Genomic DNA, 18,458 nt, shown 5'->3' on the forward strand with positions numbered 1-18,458 from the left:
TGAGCATTGTGCCATAATTTTTGGTAGGAGAAAAACTTACAAGCTGAGGCAAAGGAGGTCTGGCAAATGAAGAAACAAAGATTAATCGTAGCAGGGAACGGAATGGCCGGAATTCGCTGTATTGAAGAAATATTGAAGCTTCATCGTAACATGTTTGAGATTGTCATTTTCGGCAGCGAACCGCATCCCAACTATAATCGCATTCTCTTATCCTCTGTTTTACAGGGGGAGGCAGCGCTCGATGACATTGTGCTGAACAGCAGTGAATGGTACGCCAAGCAAGGCATAACACTTTACACTGGAGAAACGGTCGTGCAAATCAACACAGATTTGCAGCAAGTCACTACAGATCAAAAACGCAGCCTGTCCTACGACAAATTGATCCTGGCAACAGGCTCCTCCCCTCATATTCTCCCCATACCCGGGACAGACAAAGAAGGTGTTTACGGCTTTCGGACAATAGAAGACTGTCAAGCTATTATCAGCATGGCTGAACATTATCAAAAGGCAGCGGTCATCGGCGCCGGCTTATTAGGCCTTGAAGCGGCTGTCGGCCTGCGGCACCTGGGCATGGATGTCAGCGTCGTTCACCACTCCCCCAACATCATGCAAAAACAGCTCGATCAAACAGCGTCTCGTCTGCTGCGGTCTGAACTGGAACGAAAAGGCTTAACCTTTCTTTTAGAGAAAGACACAGCAGCCATTACAGGAGGCTCACGGGCAGATGGTATCCGATTCAGCGACGGTTCTTCGATAAAAGCAGACTTGATTGTAATGGCGGCTGGTGTAAGACCCAATATCCAATTGGCTGCATCAGCCGGACTCGCCGCAAACCGCGGCTTCATCGTCAATCAATTCATGCAGACGAGCAAACCGAATGTGTATGCCGTCGGGGAATGCGCCGAGCATAACGGAATGGTATACGGATTGGTCGCCCCTCTTTATGAACAAGGAAAAGTCCTCGCACAGCACATCTGCGGCGTTCCATGTGAAGGATATCATGGCTCTGCCCAATCGGCAGCCTTAAAAATAGCGGGAATTGATGTGTGGTCGGCAGGAAAGGTGCACGAAGACGCAGGCACGACGAGCATGAAGCTTCATGATGAACATGCCGGTTGCTACAAAAAAGCGCTCTTTGAGAACGACAAACTGGCTGGCGTTATTTTATTCGGAGACACACGCGATAAACAGCGGCTTCTCGACAGCCTTCTCAAGCAAAGAGACATTTCCATTGTCAAACAGCAGCTGATTGAACCGGATCAAACGGGCATTTCATTTGCAACCATGCCTCCCACTGAAACCATTTGCCAATGCAACTCAGTGACAAAAGGTCTGATTGAAAAAGCGGTGCACACGAAAGGCTTAAAAACGGTCGAAGAAGTCAAGCAGTGCACAAAAGCATCCGGCTCTTGCGGAGGCTGCAAGCCGCTCGTTGAAGACCTTCTGAAATACATGGCCAGCAGCGAATATACAGAACCAGCCGGCCAGCCTTCGTTTTGCGGCTGCACTGATTTGACGGAAGACGAAGTCATCGCCGAACTGCACCTCTGTCATTTCACTGATCCTGCTGAGGTAATGAATCAGCTTGGCTGGAAAACGAAAAACGGCTGCAATGTTTGTATTCCGGCGCTTCACTATTATATGGAATTGCTGCAGCCCGGCTATATCCAGTCCCCTAAAGCATCGGCCCAGGATACATGCACCCTCATTCCGCAAATGTACGGCGGACTGACAAATGCGAAAGAACTCAGAAACATCGCAAACATCATTGAGACATACGGTATCCCCTATGTTTCAATTACTCACGGCCAGAGGCTGAAGCTTTCCGGATTCCATCCAAATGACCTTGCAAACATCAAAAAAGAACTGAACATGCCGGCTTTCTCTCATCAGCACCGCCGCACGCTGCGAAGTGTCTTAGCATGTACGTGCGGAGAAGATCAATCTATTCAAAAGCTGGCAAGCCATATCGAAAGACATGCTGATATGCTTCCCATGCCCGATCACATATCGATCAGCTTGTCGTGTGAAAAAGACTGCACAACGGCAGCTATACAGGATATCGGCGCCATTCAAACACAAGAGAGCTGGGACATTTACACTGGCGGCATCCGGGGAGCACATGCCCGTTCCGGAATGCTGTTTTGTGTGACAGATAGCGAAAAAAATACTGCCATTATGATGAAAGGCCTTCTTCAATATTATCGCGAAACGGCTCACTACGCAGAAGCGGTTCATCAGTGGATTGACCGCCTCGGCATCATTCATATCAGAGAGGTACTATTTGAACAAGATTTGCGGACACAGCTGCTGGAAAACCTCCAAACAGACCTGTCACTGCTGCAAAATCAGCCTGTACAGTCTGGCGCAATGAAGAAAGGATGAGGCATTTTGACTGAACGACTGCTTAGATATTTCCGGGAAAAACAACAAGACGTCCAATCAGAAAAAACATACGACACCCAATGTCCGTTTTGCAGCATGCAATGCAAAATGCAGCTTGTGGAACAAACCATCGTTACACGGAAAAGATATACAGCCATCGGCATCCACAATCCTACGACACAAGGCCGTTTATGCATGAAAGGGATGAATGCCCATCAACATGCCCTGCACGCCTCCCGTATCACCCGGCCGCTGCTCAAAAAAAACGGTGAATTTGTGCCTGTTTCCTGGGATGAAGCACTGACCTATATAAAGGAGCAAGTCACCCTGATCCAAGCCAAACACGGCCATGATGCGATGGCTGTCTACGGAAGCGCCTCGATTACGAATGAAGAGGCGTATCTGTTAGGAAAGTTCGCACGAGTCGGCTTACAGACAAAATACATCGATTACAACGGCCGGCTCTGTATGTCCGCCGCAGCAACCGGAGCCAACCAAACATTCGGAGCAGACAGAGGCTTGACGAATCCATTATCGGAAATCCCCCACTCCCGAGTGATCATTTTGGCCGGCACCAATATCGCAGAATGCCAGCCGACCATCATGCCGTATTTTGAACAAGCGAAAGAAAACGGGGCTTATCTCATTGCCATTGACCCCCGGGAAACAGCGACGACAAAAATAGCCGACCTTCATCTAAAAATCAAACCCGGGACAGACGCCGCCCTTGCCAACGGTTTAGTCAAAATCATTATAGACGAACAGCTCATAAATGAAGACTTTATTCGCACACGCACGAACGGATTTGATGAGCTCAAACAGCATATCGGTGCTTTAAATCTGGAAGACATCGCCGAGCAGACAAATGTTCCTTTAGAGCAAATGCGAAAGGCTGCTATGAAGTTTGCCATGGAAACGTCCGGCATGCTGTTTACAGCCCGCGGCATTGAACAGCAAACCGATGGTACCGCGGCTGTGAGAGGCTTCTTAAATGTGGTGCTGATCACAGGAAAAATCGGCAAGCCTTACTCGGGCTACGGAGCGATCACCGGACAGGGTAATGGGCAAGGCGCCCGAGAGCATGGCCAAAAAGCAGATCAGCTTCCCGGCTACCGTTCCATCGAAAACGAAGACCATCGGGCTTATATTGCAAAAGTGTGGGGAGTCAATCCGGATGAGCTCCCGCGAAAAGGCGTCTCAGCCTATGAAATGATGGAAAAAATCAACGATGGAGACATTAAAGGACTGTTTCTAATGTGTTCCAATCCAGCAGTCTCCAGCCCAAATGCCAACCTTGTCAAACAGGCGCTGTCAAAACTGACATTCTTTGTTGCAATCGACTTGTTTATATCTGAAACAGCGAAATTTGCTGATGTCATTTTGCCCGCATCCTCTTACTTAGAAGACGAAGGCACGATGACCAACGTTGAAGGCCGCGTGACATTAAGGGAAGCGAGCCGCCCCTGCCCGGGGGAAGCAAAGCATGATTGGCAGATCATTTGCGAGATCGCGTCCGCTCTTGGAAAAGGCCGTTATTTTCCCTACACGTCTGCGGAGGACATCTTTAACGAATTGAGAGAAGCAAGCCGCGGCGGAATCGCCGATTATTCCGGCATCACATACGACAGGCTCAGACAAGAAGGCGGGATTCACTGGCCGTGTCCTGAACCTGATCACCCCGGAACCCGGCGCTTGTTTGAGGACTCATTTGCACATCCGGATCAAAAAGCGGCATTAAGTGTGATCCCAAACGAACCCGTTGTTCCTAAAGAAAAGCCGACTGCCGAATATCCGTTGTTTTTAACGACCGGCAGGGTCATGTCTCATTATTTAACAGGTGTCCAAACGAGAAAAAGCGCCTCTTTGGCCGCAAGAGATTTTGAATCATTTATGGAAATCCATCCGAAAACAGCAGCGGCCTACAATATCGAGGACCGTGTTCTCGTGAACATAGAATCTCCTCGCGGAAGCATCACCGTCCGCAGCAAATGGTCAGAACACATCAGAAAAGACACAGTATTTGTTCCCATCCACTGGGCGGATGCCCAAAACGTAAATGACTTGATTGGTGACAGCCTAGATCCAGCGTGTAAAATGCCCGGTTTTAAGGTATGCGCCGTCCGAGTCAGACCTATTTAAATTTTTCATAAAAATTTTAGAAATTTTCGTATATTTTGTTACATTTTATAACATGCATCTTAAATATTTCTTTTTGCTGTGCTACGCTGGAAAAAACATTGATAAGGAGCGGATCATCTGATGGGGAGAAAACAGCTAGTTCTTGTTGGTAATGGAATGGCCGGGGTAAGGGCCATTGAAGAAATACTGAGTGTTTCAAAAGACGAATTCCGAATTACAATTTTTGGTTCCGAACCGCATCCCAACTACAACCGAATCCTTTTGTCAAAAGTGCTGCAAGGCGATACAGATATCAAAGATATTACGCTAAACGATTGGAACTGGTACGAAGAAAACAATATACAATTGTATACCAATGAAACAGTCATCAAAGTGGACATAGAAAGCAAAACCGTCATCACCGATGCAGGCCGAATACAGCCTTATGATGAACTGATCCTGGCTACAGGTTCTGTCCCTTTTATCCTGCCGATTCCGGGCGCAGACAAAAAAGGTGTCACAGCTTTCCGGGACATAAAGGATACAGACACGATGCTCGCCGCGTCAAAACAATATAAAAAAGCAGCCGTCATCGGCGGGGGCTTGCTTGGCTTGGAAGCTGCGCGCGGCCTGCTGAATCTCGGTATGGAAGTCTCCGTTATCCATCTCGCTCCCTTCCTGATGGAACGCCAGCTTGACGCAACGGCCGGACGCCTGCTGCAAAACGAATTAGAAAAACAAGGAATGACCTTTCTGCTTGAAAAGCAAACAGAAGAGATTCTCGGAGATGACCGGGTCGAGGGCGTCAGATTCAAAGACGGCACAAGCGTTGAAGCCGATTTAGTCGTCATGGCCGTCGGCATCCGCCCGAATACAGCGCTTGGGGCCGAAAGCGGCATTCCAGTCAACCGCGGCATTATTGTCAATGATTATATGCAAACCGAAATCCCGCACATTTATGCGGTCGGTGAATGCGCCGAGCACCGAGGAATCGCATACGGACTCGTGGCGCCGCTCTATGAACAGGCGAAAGTGCTCGCTAAACATATCTGCGGTGTTGAAACGAAACCTTATGAAGGCTCCGTTCTCTCCACACAACTGAAAGTATCAGGAGTCGAGGTCTTTTCTGCCGGTGACTTTCACGAATCAGACGAGAAAAAAGCGATTAAGGTCTTTGATGAACAGGATGGCATTTATAAAAAAGTCGTGCTGCGAGGCAATCAGATTGTCGGAGCTGTTTTATTCGGCGACAGCAGTGAGGGCAACCGCCTGTTTTCGATGATTCAAAAAGAGGCAGATATCTCTGAAACCTCTAAAATCTCAATTTTACAGCCTCTCAACCAAGAAGCGGGCACAAGTCTGACCGCTGCCATGAGCAATGATGAAATCATCTGCGGCTGTAACGGTGTGTCAAAAGGAGCAATTATTCAAGCCATTCAGGAACAGGGCTGTTCATCAACAGATGAAATCAAAGCTTGCACCGGCGCGTCCCGTTCATGCGGAGGCTGTAAGCCGCTCGTAGAAGACATCCTTCAGTATACGCTGGGATCAGACTTTGACGCATCAGCCCAAAAAGAAGCGATTTGCGGCTGCACCTCATTGTCGAGAGACGAGGTAGTCGAAGAAATCAAAGCCAAAGGGCTGTCACATACAAGAGAAGTCATGAACGTGCTCGGCTGGAAAACGCCAGAAGGCTGTTCCAAATGCCGTCCGGCTCTGAACTACTACTTAGGCATGATCAATCCGTCCAAATATGAGGATGACAGAACATCCCGCTTTGTTAATGAACGGATGCACGCCAATATTCAAAAAGACGGAACCTACTCTGTCGTACCGCGGATGTACGGCGGTGTAACCAACTCTCAAGATCTTCGCAAAATCGCTGATGTCGTCGACAAATACGAGATCCCGCTCGTCAAAATGACAGGTGGCCAGCGTATTGACTTGATCGGCGTGAAAAAAGAAGACCTGCCAAAGGTATGGGCCGATCTTGATATGCCGTCAGGCTACGCGTACGGAAAAACACTCCGCACGGTAAAAACATGTGTAGGCGAACAATTCTGCCGCTTCGGCACACAAGACTCCATGGCCTTAGGCATCGACCTTGAGAAAAAATTTGAAGGACTCAACACGCCTCATAAAGTGAAAATGGCCGTATCTGCCTGCCCGCGAAACTGTGCAGAGTCCGGCATTAAAGATCTTGGCGTTGTCGGCATCGACGGAGGCTGGGAGCTTTACGTCGGCGGAAACGGCGGAACCCATTTGCGTGCCGGCGACTTGCTGATGAAGGTGAAAACAAATGAAGAAGTCTTGGAATACGCAGGCGCTTACCTTCAATACTACCGGGAAACCGCAAACTACTTAGAACGCACGTCCGCATGGCTGGTGCGCGTCGGTTTATCCCATGTCCAAGATATTTTAAACGATCCGGAAAAACGGCAGGAGCTGAACGACCGAATGAATGAAACGCTCTCTGTCCACAAAGATCCGTGGAAGGACTTCCTGGAAGATAAACAAACCTCTAAAGAATTATTTGAAAATGTCGTGACCACATCATAATGACAGAAACAAACATTGAGGAGGAATGGACATGGTGAACAAAGACGTCACAAAAGTATGTATCGGAAAAATCGAAGAATTGCCTGAACAATTAGGAAAAACAGTGTATATTGAAGATAAGGAGCTTGCGGTCTTTAAGCTTTCAAACGGGAGCATCCGCGCCATTGAAAACCGCTGTCCCCATAAGGGCGGCGTCCTTGCAGAAGGTATCGTCAGCGGCGAATATGTCTTCTGTCCGATGCACGACTGGAAAATCTCCTTGGAAGACGGAATCGTTCAAGAGCCGGATCACGGCTGTGTCAAAACATACGAAACGCTGATCGAAGGAGAATACGTTTATCTCGTATATTGATCAAAGACCGGATCACTTTCAAAGTGATCCTTCATTTTTTACAGTGACGGAAGGATGACATGATCATGAAAAACGGAATCGTATATTTTGTGGGCGCCGGACCTGGAGATCCAGGGCTCATCACCATAAAAGGAAAACAGGCGCTGGAGGAAGCGGATGTCATTTTGTATGACCGGCTCGCAAACCCAAAGCTGCTCGAATACGCATCACCAGACTGCCAGTTCATTTATTGCGGAAAACTGCCGGACCGCCATTTTATGAAACAAGCAGAGATCAATGCCCTGCTGATTGAAAAAGCGTCGGAGGGATTAACCGTTGTCCGTTTAAAGGGCGGAGATCCCAGCGTGTTTGGCAGAGTCGGCGAGGAAGCAGACGCTCTCCACCAGCATGGCATCCGCTATGAAATGGTGCCGGGCATCACCTCGGGAATCGCCGCGCCGCTGTATGCGGGAATCCCCGTCACGCATCGGGATTTCGCTTCGTCCTTCGCCATGATTACCGCACATGATAAATCATTAAAAGGCACGCCGAACCTTGACTGGGAAGGGCTTGCCCGAAGCGTTCAAACGCTTGTGTTTTACATGGGCGTGAAAAACCTGTCATTTATTTGCCAGCAGCTCATCGCGTACGGAAAATCTCCTTCTGTCCCTGTCATCGTGATTCAATGGGGAACGTGGGGCCGCCAGCGGAGCGTAAAAGGAACGCTGCAGGATATCCATCAAAACATACAGGAACAGCAAATCACAAACCCCGCCATTATCGTCATCGGTGATATTGTAAACGTTCAAACACACAGCTGGTTTGAGAGCAAACCATTCATCGGGCAGCATATGATGGTAGTTACTCATAACGAAGATGAGCATACACTGGCAGACAAGCTGCGCGAATATGGAGCCGATGTCATCGAATGGCCGAAATGGCGGACTGAAAAAATGCCTGTCAACGAGGATATTCTAGAACAGATCAGCGCCTTCGAGGATATTTTCTTCACATCACGCCGTGCGGTTTGCGAATTTTTTCAAGTCATCGCATCCAAACGAATCGACATTCGCCAGCTGACCGCACGCCTGAGTGCAGCGTCAGAAGCAGGAAAGGCAGAGCTTATAAAACGCGGCTTCATCATATCCGAGCACCATCACAATTCGCCTAAAAAGCTGATTGTCGGCAGCCGTCATTCAGTAGAAGAAATGCAGAAATCAGAGTCCTGTTTGTGCTATATCACCCATGAAAACGTCATAGATGAGCGATTCACCCGCATGACAGAGCGTACGATCAGTGAGTCTCCTCTGCACATGATCATTTGCCCCAGCAAGCTGTCCGCTCAGCAATTGATCAGCGCGGGAGAAGAAATCGGCATTTCAACAGAACCGTCCGCAAGCCGCCCCCCTGTCATCTGTATAGGCGACGACACGCCCGCCGCTGCATACGGGTTTACTGCCGTACAAGACCATAAGCAATTATTTGCGTTTATACAAAATGAGCAAGTGGAGAAAAAGCTCCTCCACAGCTGATGAACAGCCCTTTTCCAAAGGGCTTTTTTATTTATGAACCAATTTTTTGTGGTGGGTGGAATACATCGCCATATTTTCCGCCTGAGGGTCCAGATAAGATTTCGCACTGTTGACGGCAGTCGGGCCTTCTGTAAAACCGCCGGCAATCAATCTGAGCTTGCTTTCATAATAAGCCGCGTCCCCCGCAACAAACACGCCCGGAAGATTTGTCCGCATATGTCTGTCAGCTTTAATCCGGCCTTCTTCAATCTCGAGACCCCAATCCTTCATCGGGCCGAGATCAATTTTAAACCCGTGATTAATAATGAGCTCATCAAGCTCGATTTCCTCGGGATGTCCAGACGCCGCATGACAAACGGTGACGCTTTCGATGCGTTCATCTGTGCCGCTAAGATGTTCAAGCCGATAAGGAGTAAGCACCCGCACAGATGACTGCTTCATTTTCGTCACGCTGCTTTCCAGTCCGCCGAATTCCTCTCTGCGATGCACGACAGTAACAGACGCCGCAATCGGTTCCAGCTCATTAGCCCAATCGACCGCAGTATCTCCCCCGCCAGAAATCACGACCCGTTTGCCTTTAAACGCATCAAGCTTCTCCACTTTATAATGAAGATTTTTTCCTGCATACCGGCTTGCATCCTGGCTGTCAAACTCATTGACCTCCAGCGTGCCCATGCCGACAGCCAAAATAACGGTTCTTGTATAGTGCTTCTCCCCCTCAGAGCTAGTCAGCACCATGGTTCCGTCATCCAGACGCTCAAATCCGGTCACTCGCTGATTCAGCACAATATCAGGGTCAAACGTCGCCGCCTGCTCCTTCAGCTGTTCGATCAGCTGCTCCCCGGCAATCCCCGGTATCCCGCCAATATCGCGAATCATCTTCTCAGGGAAAAATAAAGACACCTTTCCCCCGAGCCGCGGCAAAAACTCGATCACTTTCGTTTTCAGCTCCCGCATGCCGCAGTAAAAAGCCGTAAACAGCCCGATCGGTCCCCCGCCTATAATCGTGACGTCATACACCTCTTGATTTTCAGCCATCCGTCCTGCCTCCCGTTCCAAATCTATCATTAACGTTATAACGTTTAATTGAGAATGAATATCAATACAAAGTATATCATATTTCTAGTGTCCGTGTTCAACCATTTCGTCGGCCCTGAGTAATAATTCCCGCAGTTCACTACGTCACTGGATTTCTTAGAATCCTAAACAAGGTGAAACGATCCTTCCTCCTCTTCCGTCAAACAATCAGTGCCTTTTTTCGTGATATAATCAGAGGCAGCTTACCATGAGCGGAGGTTTTATTGTGACTGCACAATCGTCTTTTCTTCAGCTGAATTCTATTTTTATCAGTATTTTAATAGAAGCCATTCCGTTTATTCTGATTGGCGTCATTCTGTCCGGAATCATTCAAATGTTTGTTTCTGAAGAAATGATTGCAAGGATCATGCCGAAAAACCGGTTTCTCGCAGTCTTATTTGGTGCGCTTGCCGGCATCTTATTTCCCGCCTGCGAATGCGGCATTATCCCGATTACGAGGCGGCTTCTGCTAAAAGGGGTTCCCCTGCATGCGGGCGTTGCTTTTATGCTGACCGCTCCTATCATCAATCCCATTGTTTTGTTTTCTACGTATATTGCGTTCGGGAATAGATGGAGCGTTGTCTTTTACCGGGGCGGGCTGGCGCTGGCTGTCTCGGTGATTATTGGCATCATCTTATCCTATCAATTTAAGGATAACCAGCTGTTAAAGCCCGATGAAGCCGGGCATCACCATCATCATCACCACACCCTGTTTCAAAAGCTGGGAGGGACCTTGCGTCACGCCATTGATGAATTTTTCTCCGTGGGGAAATATTTAATTATCGGCGCCTTTATCGCAGCCGCGATGCAGACGTACGTCAAAACATCCACTCTGCTTGCGATCGGGCAGAATGATGTATCTTCTTCCCTCGTGATGATGGGGCTTGCGTTTGTCTTATCGCTTGTTCAGAAGTGGATGCATTTATTGCGTCTTCCTTCAGCAGCACATTTTCTTTAGGCTCGCTCATCGCCTTTCTCGTCTTCGGTGCGATGGTTGATATTAAGAATCTCTTGATGATGCTCGCGGCCTTCAAAAAACGATTTGTTTTCCTGCTGATTACATATATTGTCGTGATCGTCTTAGCGGGATCACTACTTGTAAAGGGGTGATTGGATGTTTCGTCTATTGGTGCTGATGGGATTTACATTTTTCTTTTATCATCTGCATACCTCAGGAAATCTAACAAAATATATCAATATGAAATATTCCTATCTGTCCTTTATTGCGATCTTCCTGCTGGCCATTTTGACAGCTGTTCAAGCGTATTTGTTTGTCAAATCGCCTGAAAAAGGCGGGCATCATCATGACGATGATTGCGGCTGCGGCCATGATCACGAGCATGACCATGAACAAAACAAACCATTTTATCAGCGGTATTTTATTTATCTTGTTTTTCTTTTTCCTTTGGTGTCAGGCATCTTTTTTCCGATTGCGACACTTGACTCATCTATCGTCAAAACAAAAGGGTTCTCGTTTAAGGCCATGGAAAGCGGAGACCACTACTCCCAAACCCAGTATCTGCGGCCTGATGCCAGCCTTTATTATGCGCAAGACAGCTATAACAAGCAGATGAAACAGCTGTATAAAAAATATTCTGGTAAAAAAGAGATTTCTCTGACCGATGATGATTTCTTAAAAGGTATGGAAACCATTTATAACTATCCAGGCGAATTTCTCGGACGGACGATTGAATTTCATGGATTTGCGTATAAAGGAAACGCGATTAACAAAAACCAGCTGTTCGTATTGCGGTTTGGCATTATTCACTGTATCGCTGATTCCGGCGTGTACGGGATGCTTGTGGAGTTTCCGAAGGACATAAACATCAAGGATGATGAATGGGTTCAAATTAAGGGCACTCTTGCCTCAGAATATTATCAGCCATTCAAATCCACCCTTCCTGTCGTGAAAGTGACAGACTGGAACACCATTAAAAAACCTGATGATCCGTATGTCTACAGAGGATTTTAATTGAAGACGAAACCAGTACAAGTACTGGTTTCTTTTTTATTTCTTTTTCATCAGCATCAAATCAAGATAGAGCTGGCATCGCGTTCTGAAATCGCTTAAATCGATGGATGTCATCTCAAGAATCTGCTTGATGCGGTAATTTAATGTGTTTTGGTGAATAAACAGCTGTTCCGCGGCTGGTTTTGTTTTGCAGTTGTTGAGGAGATAGATTTCCAGCGTCTTCAGCAGCTCGGTGCTGCTTTCTTGGTCTTTTGCTTTTAGTAAAGCTAAATCCTTATTCTCGTATTCCAAAAAGTCATTTTTCTGTTCAATGCTTTCTAAATAACGATAAATACCGAGCTTCTCATATTCATATGGAATGTTTTCCTGGTTGCCGGTTATTTCTGCGGCTTTAATGACTTCCAATGCTTCTGTATAGCTTTTGCCGAGCTTTAAGATGTGGTCATATTCGTTTCCGATACCGATATAAATAGGGGTAGGAATTTTTTGAAAGTGAAAATGTGTTAACAGCTTGTTAATGAATTCAGCAGCTGCTGAGGAGGCGGAGCTTTTTTGGGAAAAACTCGCTACGACGATGACAATATTTGATTCTATCGTTAAGACATGACTGACTTTATCCCGCAAATTCAGGTAAGACCTGATATTTTCCTTTAAATCTTCCACCGCTTCCCCATCCCCATTCGCGGCGTGCAGGATGACAACTGAAAATACAGAAGGCAGCACGGTGTTGATTCTCTCAGCTTCCCGCCTGAGCTCCTTTTCAGAAATAAATTGCTGATAGATAGCCCGTTTGATGAGGTCCTCAGCTCTTTCTTCCTTTTCCTGTTTCAGCTTGTTCGCTTTATAAATAATTTTTCCGACATGGAAGGAGGTCTCGTACAAAAAGTCGAGCTCTTCGTCTGTCAGATCACGATCCAGTTCTTGAATCCAGATGTAGCCCATGACTTCCCCTTTATGCTTTGCACTCACGACTACCCTCTGATTTAACCCAATGCTCTCAATTTTATTGACGCGAAAAGGCTCAGGTTCTGTTTTCAGCTTTTCAATGATCCCGTCCTTCAAAAACCTCTCAAAAATCTGAACTGGACATTTTTTTGAAAAAATAGTCTGCTGGTTTGCAGAATCAAAATGGTTAATATAGTAAGAATTGTAGGCTAACAAAAAGAAATCCGCGCTTTCCAGTATCACTGGTTTTTGCAGCTCATAGCTGATAAAGTCAATCAGCTTATCAACATCTGAAAATGAAAAAACTCTCTCTAAAAGCTCTTCCATACCTTTTTCTCCTATACTTTTTTTACTTTAATCATATCCATACGGGGTCTTTTTGTATAGAAAAAAATACGTTTGTTTCCAAAAGAAAAAACAGCAGTCTTAAAAGGAGAAAAGAGGAAAAAGGGATATCCCCTTCCTCCTCCTTTCGATCTTTATTGTGACATCGTATCTTGGTAGTCTTTAAACTGTTCTGTAACATCTTGTGACGGAGCCTGCGTCAATACACTGACGATATAGACAGATAATAGACTCGCAGCAAAACCAGGTATGATTTCATACAGAAAGTCCGAAAGACCGGCATTCGCCCAAATGATTACAGTTGCTGCTCCCACAATCATGCCGGCGAGTGCCCCCCATTTGGTCATTCGTTTCCAAAACAGACTGAGCAGTACTACCGGCCCGAATGATGCACCGAAGCCCGCCCACGCGTAGCTGACCAACCCAAGGATGGTATTGTTTTTCTCCCAAGCCAGAACTAACGCGACAATTGAAACAGCCAGCACAGCCAGACGGCCCAAAAACACCAGTTCTTTATCAGAAGCTGAGCGCCGGAACATCGACTTATACAAATCCTCTACCAAGGAGCTTGACGTAACAAGCAGCTGGGAAGAAATTGTACTCATAATGGCCGCTAAAATCGCAGAAATTAGAAAGCCTGTAATAATTGGGTGGAATAAAATATTTCCTAATTGGATAAAAATGGTCTCCGGGTCCTTCAATGACATGCCCCGCTGATGGTAATAAGCGATTCCGCCCAAGCCTGTCAGCACTGCGCCGACTGCCGAAAGAATCATCCATCCCATTCCGATTCTGCGTGCTCTTTTTATCTCTTTGACAGATGTAATCGCCATAAAACGCACAATGATATGCGGCTGGCCAAAGTAGCCCAAGCCCCATGCAAACAGTGAAATGATGCCAAGAACACTGGTTCCTTTAAAAATATTAAACATATCAGGGTCCACAGAGCGGATCTCAGCAGTTGTTTCACCTATTCCTCCGGTGTGGAAAAACGTAACGATAGGAACGAGAATAAGCGCTGCAAACATAATGATCCCTTGAACAAAATCTGTCCAGCTGACAGCCAGAAAGCCCCCAAACAGGGTATATGCCACAACAACACCTGTCACCACCCACAAGCCGGTGTGATAATTCATTCCCAGAATGCTGTTGAACAAGACGCCGCCGGACACCATTCCGGACGATACATAAAATGTGAAAAAGACTAAAATGACAATTCCCGAAAACAATCTAAGGAGCTTTGTTTGATCTCCGAAACGATTCTCAAGGAATCCGGGAATTGTAATTGAATTCCCCGCTTTTTCAGTATATGTTCTCAGCCGCGGTGCGACGTAGAGCCAGTTCGCCCATGCACCAAGGCAAAGACCGAACACAATCCAAATACCGCTCAGCCCAGTTGAAAACATGGCGCCCGGAAGCCCCATCAGCAGCCAGCCGCTCATATCGGCAGCTCCCGCACTGAGAGCGGTTACAGCCGGACCTAAGGAACGTCCTCCCAGCATGTAATCCGTCAGGTTTGACGTACGTTTGTAGGCAAAGTAGCCGATCAGCAGCATCCCCGCCATATAAATACAAATCGAAATAATCAGCTGTGTGTTTTCTATAGCACTTCCTCCTCTTTTTTATAGTATATGGATGAAATGGACACCCCCGCAGGGAGGATGCCCATTTAGTCCCGCTTTAGAACATTTCACTGATTGTTTTTGCCTGCATGTGCAGTGCCAGGTAATCCGGACCGCCGGCTTTTGAATCTGTGCCGGACATTTTGAAGCCGCCGAATGGGTGGTAGCCAACAATGGCTCCTGTACAGTTGCGGTTAAAGTACAGATTTCCAACATGGAATTCTTGTTTTGCACGCTCAATGTGCTTGCGGTTGTTTGTGATTACCGCTCCCGTTAAACCGTACTCAGTATTGTTCGCCACTTCTAATGCTTCATCAAAGCTTGATACTTTAGAGAAAGCGACAACAGGCCCGAAAATTTCTTCCTGCATGAGTCTTGCTTTCGGATCAAGGTCAGCGAAGATCGTTGGTTTGATGAAGAATCCTTTTGAATCGTCACCAGTACCGCCGCTTACTAATCGGCCTTCCTCTTTTCCGATCTCGATATAGCTCATAATTTTATCATAAGAACCCTGGTCAATGACAGGTCCCATGTAAACATCTGCGCTGTCAGGGCTTGCCGTTACTTTAGACTCTGTGATTTCAATAACGCGCTCTAATACTTGATCATACACTTTTTCATGGACAACAGCACGTGAACCTGCAGAACATTTTTGGCCCGCAAAGCCGAATGCAGATGTAAAGATGGATTGAGCCGCCAATTCAATGTCCGCATCCTCATCGACAACAACCGTATCCTTACCGCCCATTTCAGCGATAACACGCTTTAAGTGCTGCTGGCCTGGCTGAACTTTTGCCGCGCGTTCGAAGATTCTCGTACCGACTTCTCTTGATCCCGTAAACGTGATAAGGCTTGTTTTTGGATGGTCAACAAGGTAGTCACCGACTTCCGCTCCGCTTCCAGGAACAAAGTTCACAACGCCTTTTGGCAGGCCGGATTCTTCAAGAACCTCAACGAATTTCGCAGCAATAACAGGCGTTGCGCTCGCAGGTTTAAGAACAACTGTGTTACCGGTAACGATCGGCGCTACTGTTGTTCCCGCCATAATCGCGAACAAGAAGTTCCAAGGCGGAATAACGACTGTTACACCAGTCGGCGTGTATACATATTGGTTTTTCTCGCCTTCACGGCTGTTGACCGGTTTGCCTTTTGCCAGTTCAATCATTTGGCGTGCATAATATTCCATGAAGTCAATCGCTTCAGCAGTATCAGCATCTGCCTCGTTCCAAGGCTTCCCTGCTTCTTTCACGAGCAAAGCGGAAAATTCATGCTTTCTGTTGCGGACTTTGGCAGCCGCGCGGAACAGGACAGCCGCTCTTTCTTCCGGAGACGTGTATCTCCACTCTTCAAAGGCTTTAGCCGCCGCTTCAATGGCTTGCTCAGCGTGCTCTTGAGAAGCTTTTGAGACTCTGCCGACAACCTCTTCTTTATTAGCCGGGTTAATGGAAACGATCTTCGCTTCTGTTTCCACTCTTTCACCGTTGATGATAAGCGGATAGTCTTTTCCTAAATATTCGTTTACTGTCGCAAGCGCTTTTTTAAACGCTTCTACGTTGTTTTGGTCTTGGAAATTTGTGAATGGTTCATGTTTGTAAGGTGTTGTCATTGTAATCTCTCCTTTTTTACTTCTTCGTCATTCCTTTGAAAGCAAATGCAATATTTGATGGACGTTCTGCCAGGCGTCTCATAAAGTAGCCGTACCAATCCTCTCCGTAAGGCAGGTAGACTCTCATGTTATAACCTTCTTTTACGAGGCTGAGCTGGGTTTGCGACCGCATGCCGTACAGCATCTGGAATTCAAACATGTCATTGGAAATGCCGTTTTCCCTGGCAAGCTGCTTTGTATAATCGATCATTTTATCGTCATGTGTCGCAATCGCTGTGTAGTGACCATTTAAGAGCTGCTTTCGAATGATTTTTTTGTAGTTCTCATCGACATCGCTTTTTTCCGGAAAAGCCACTTTTTCTGATTCCTTATATGCTCCTTTTACAAGACGAAGGAACGGTTTCAAAGAATCCAAATCGTCAATATCGTTTTCCGTGCGGTACAGATAAGCCTGCAACACCGTGCTAACATACTCGTATTTCCTTCTGAAATCCTTGAATATATCAAGCGTTTTCTGGCATCTGACCTCGTCTTCCATGTCTATGGTGACCATGACTTTATGCTTCTCGGCCGTCTGGACAATTTTCGTCATATTTTCATACACCAGATCCATATCTATATCGAGACCTAAAGACGTCATCTTTAAAGAAACGTGTGAGTTCAGCTGCTGATCCGCAATGGTCTCAATGGTTTGGATGCATTCTTCCGTGCGTTCCCTTGCGACCTCGGCGCTGTTCACAAACTCGCCTAAATGATCGACAGTAACTGACAAGCCTTGGCTGTTAAGCTGTCGAATTGTCGGGATTGAACTGTTAAAATCATTCCCGCCGATAATTTTACCCGCTGCTACCCGGCTTCCCCAGTTTCTCGCCATCTTATTGAGAAAGCCGCTTTTGGATAAAAACAAGAAAAAATCTCTTGTGATCACTTCCAACCTCAACACCCCGCAATCTAAGAAGTATTTGTATGAGTTTATTGTAAATGGACAAAACCTCCGTTCACAATATTCTCAAAATACAAAGATTCTGATTATTTTTGTGGGTTTCTCACAATCAGATAGTTAGAAAGTCGGGGGACTTCCTGTCGAAATATGGAGAGAGGAAGCGACATGAAACATCAGCTTCCTCCATCATTCCACACTTCTTCAACAGTATTCAAAAGCAATCGATTCAGCTCAGGCGTGATATCTTTTTTGATGATTTTCAGCGTTTTCGCTGCCTCCATAATCCTTTCAATCTCTGTTTCAATGAATTGGTGAATCACATGAATTCTTGCTTCAAGATCCAGTTCTTCACCTTTTCTTTTGCGCTCAAGCAAGGTTTCCATCTCTGCTCTCAGTTCGGGTTCCGTAATCAATTCATTCATCAAAACAGTAAAATCCATCGGCGGAATGGTTCCGTGCTTTTCAATCCACTTACACGCCAGTATCGGCCGCAGCACGTAAAAATACTTTTTGATTTTCACCTCTTGCCCTTGCAGGTAATCCTTGACGTTTCTTTTTGCCATATTGATATAGTGATACACACTGGCTTCAGGCTTAAACGCTGTGCTTCGCAGCTTTCTCAGCTGCTCTGCGGTCGTAAAGGCTTCGTAATACACAATGTCTGAGGACAGCCACTCAAGCAGCGGAGGGTTTGATTTTTTGAATAGACGGAGCGTTTTTCTCAGTTCCCAGCCGCTGATGTCCAACAAGTCGTGGATCGGCTCTTCAATGACATCCCTCTCCTGCTCAATTGAAAAATACCACTCCTTTTTCGGCACATAAATAAAGCGGACATCATAATCGCTGTCTTGCGATGGGAATCCCCAAGCACGGCTCCCTGATTCAACGGCATACACGATTTTAACGCTGTACTCTTGCTCAATTCGTTTTAGTTCATCAATGATTCTTTGTTTCATATATATTCGTCTCCCGTCTTTTCTCATTCCGGCTGTCTGCAGAAAAAAACCGCCCGATGATGCGGCG

The 18,458-nt window shown here is 46.6% G+C and carries 12 protein-coding genes and 1 pseudogene; 7 read left to right on the forward strand and 6 right to left on the reverse strand.

From position 1 onward, the window contains the following. The first annotated feature begins 66 nt into the window (after positions 1 to 66). The 5 genes from nirB to cobA all read left to right on the forward strand — a co-directional run bounded on the left by nirB (position 67) and on the right by cobA (position 8,925). On the forward strand, positions 67 to 2,385 hold the full coding sequence (nirB, locus tag NST16_RS16200; RefSeq protein ID WP_340887553.1) for a nitrite reductase large subunit NirB: 2,319 nt from the start codon (positions 67 to 69) through the stop codon (positions 2,383 to 2,385). Positions 2,386 to 2,391: 6 nt separating this feature from the next. After that, positions 2,392 to 4,524: an assimilatory nitrate reductase catalytic subunit NasC gene (gene nasC, locus NST16_RS16205; protein WP_340887555.1), complete on the forward strand. Its 2,133-nt coding sequence runs from the start codon at positions 2,392 to 2,394 to the stop codon at positions 4,522 to 4,524. Between the two features lie 120 nt (positions 4,525 to 4,644). After that, positions 4,645 to 7,062: an NADPH-nitrite reductase gene (gene nasD, locus NST16_RS16210; RefSeq protein ID WP_340887559.1), complete on the forward strand. Its 2,418-nt coding sequence runs from the start codon at positions 4,645 to 4,647 to the stop codon at positions 7,060 to 7,062. A gap of 31 nt (positions 7,063 to 7,093) precedes the next feature. After that, entirely contained in the window at positions 7,094 to 7,414 is a 321-nt protein-coding gene (gene nirD / locus NST16_RS16215) for a nitrite reductase small subunit NirD (protein WP_024120163.1), read from the forward strand. A gap of 59 nt (positions 7,415 to 7,473) precedes the next feature. Beyond that, positions 7,474 to 8,925, forward strand: coding sequence for a uroporphyrinogen-III C-methyltransferase (gene cobA, locus NST16_RS16220; protein ID WP_340887562.1), 1,452 nt, complete (start codon positions 7,474 to 7,476; stop codon positions 8,923 to 8,925). A gap of 27 nt (positions 8,926 to 8,952) precedes the next feature. On the opposite strand, the gene NST16_RS16225 is transcribed toward cobA, so the two are convergent. After that, complete coding sequence (locus tag NST16_RS16225; protein WP_229149703.1) at positions 8,953 to 9,963, reverse strand: NAD(P)/FAD-dependent oxidoreductase; 1,011 nt, start codon at positions 9,961 to 9,963, stop codon at positions 8,953 to 8,955. A 265-nt stretch (positions 9,964 to 10,228) separates the two neighbouring features. Between NST16_RS16225 and NST16_RS16230 the strand changes: the two are divergent. Together NST16_RS16230 and NST16_RS16235 are read left to right on the forward strand one after the other, a co-directional pair. Beyond that, positions 10,229 to 11,112 (forward strand): annotated as a pseudogene (locus tag NST16_RS16230) (permease). A 4-nt stretch (positions 11,113 to 11,116) separates the two neighbouring features. After that, entirely contained in the window at positions 11,117 to 11,974 is an 858-nt protein-coding gene (locus NST16_RS16235) for a TIGR03943 family putative permease subunit (protein ID WP_168746889.1), read from the forward strand. A 36-nt stretch (positions 11,975 to 12,010) separates the two neighbouring features. On the opposite strand, the gene putR is transcribed toward NST16_RS16235, so the two are convergent. The 5 genes from putR to NST16_RS16260 form a co-directional block, all read right to left on the reverse strand. After that, complete coding sequence (gene putR, locus NST16_RS16240; protein ID WP_010332961.1) at positions 12,011 to 13,246, reverse strand: proline utilization transcriptional regulator PutR; 1,236 nt, start codon at positions 13,244 to 13,246, stop codon at positions 12,011 to 12,013. Positions 13,247 to 13,398: 152 nt separating this feature from the next. Then, on the reverse strand, positions 13,399 to 14,853 hold the full coding sequence (gene putP, locus NST16_RS16245) for a sodium/proline symporter PutP (RefSeq protein WP_411802061.1): 1,455 nt from the start codon (positions 14,851 to 14,853) through the stop codon (positions 13,399 to 13,401). 91 nt (positions 14,854 to 14,944) lie between these two features. Continuing rightward, entirely contained in the window at positions 14,945 to 16,492 is a 1,548-nt protein-coding gene (pruA, locus tag NST16_RS16250) for an L-glutamate gamma-semialdehyde dehydrogenase (protein ID WP_168746888.1), read from the reverse strand. Between the two features lie 16 nt (positions 16,493 to 16,508). Beyond that, entirely contained in the window at positions 16,509 to 17,420 is a 912-nt protein-coding gene (gene putB, locus NST16_RS16255; protein WP_081638229.1) for a proline dehydrogenase PutB, read from the reverse strand. A 188-nt stretch (positions 17,421 to 17,608) separates the two neighbouring features. After that, positions 17,609 to 18,391 carry a nucleotidyltransferase domain-containing protein gene (locus NST16_RS16260; protein ID WP_024120156.1) on the reverse strand — a complete coding sequence of 261 codons (783 nt, stop codon included), beginning with the start codon at positions 18,389 to 18,391 and terminating at the stop codon, positions 17,609 to 17,611. Positions 18,392 to 18,458: the final 67 nt, after the last annotated feature.

Origin of the sequence: Bacillus sp. FSL K6-1005 (assembly GCF_038000225.1) — a bacterium.
Lineage (GTDB): Bacteria > Bacillota > Bacilli > Bacillales > Bacillaceae > Bacillus > Bacillus mojavensis.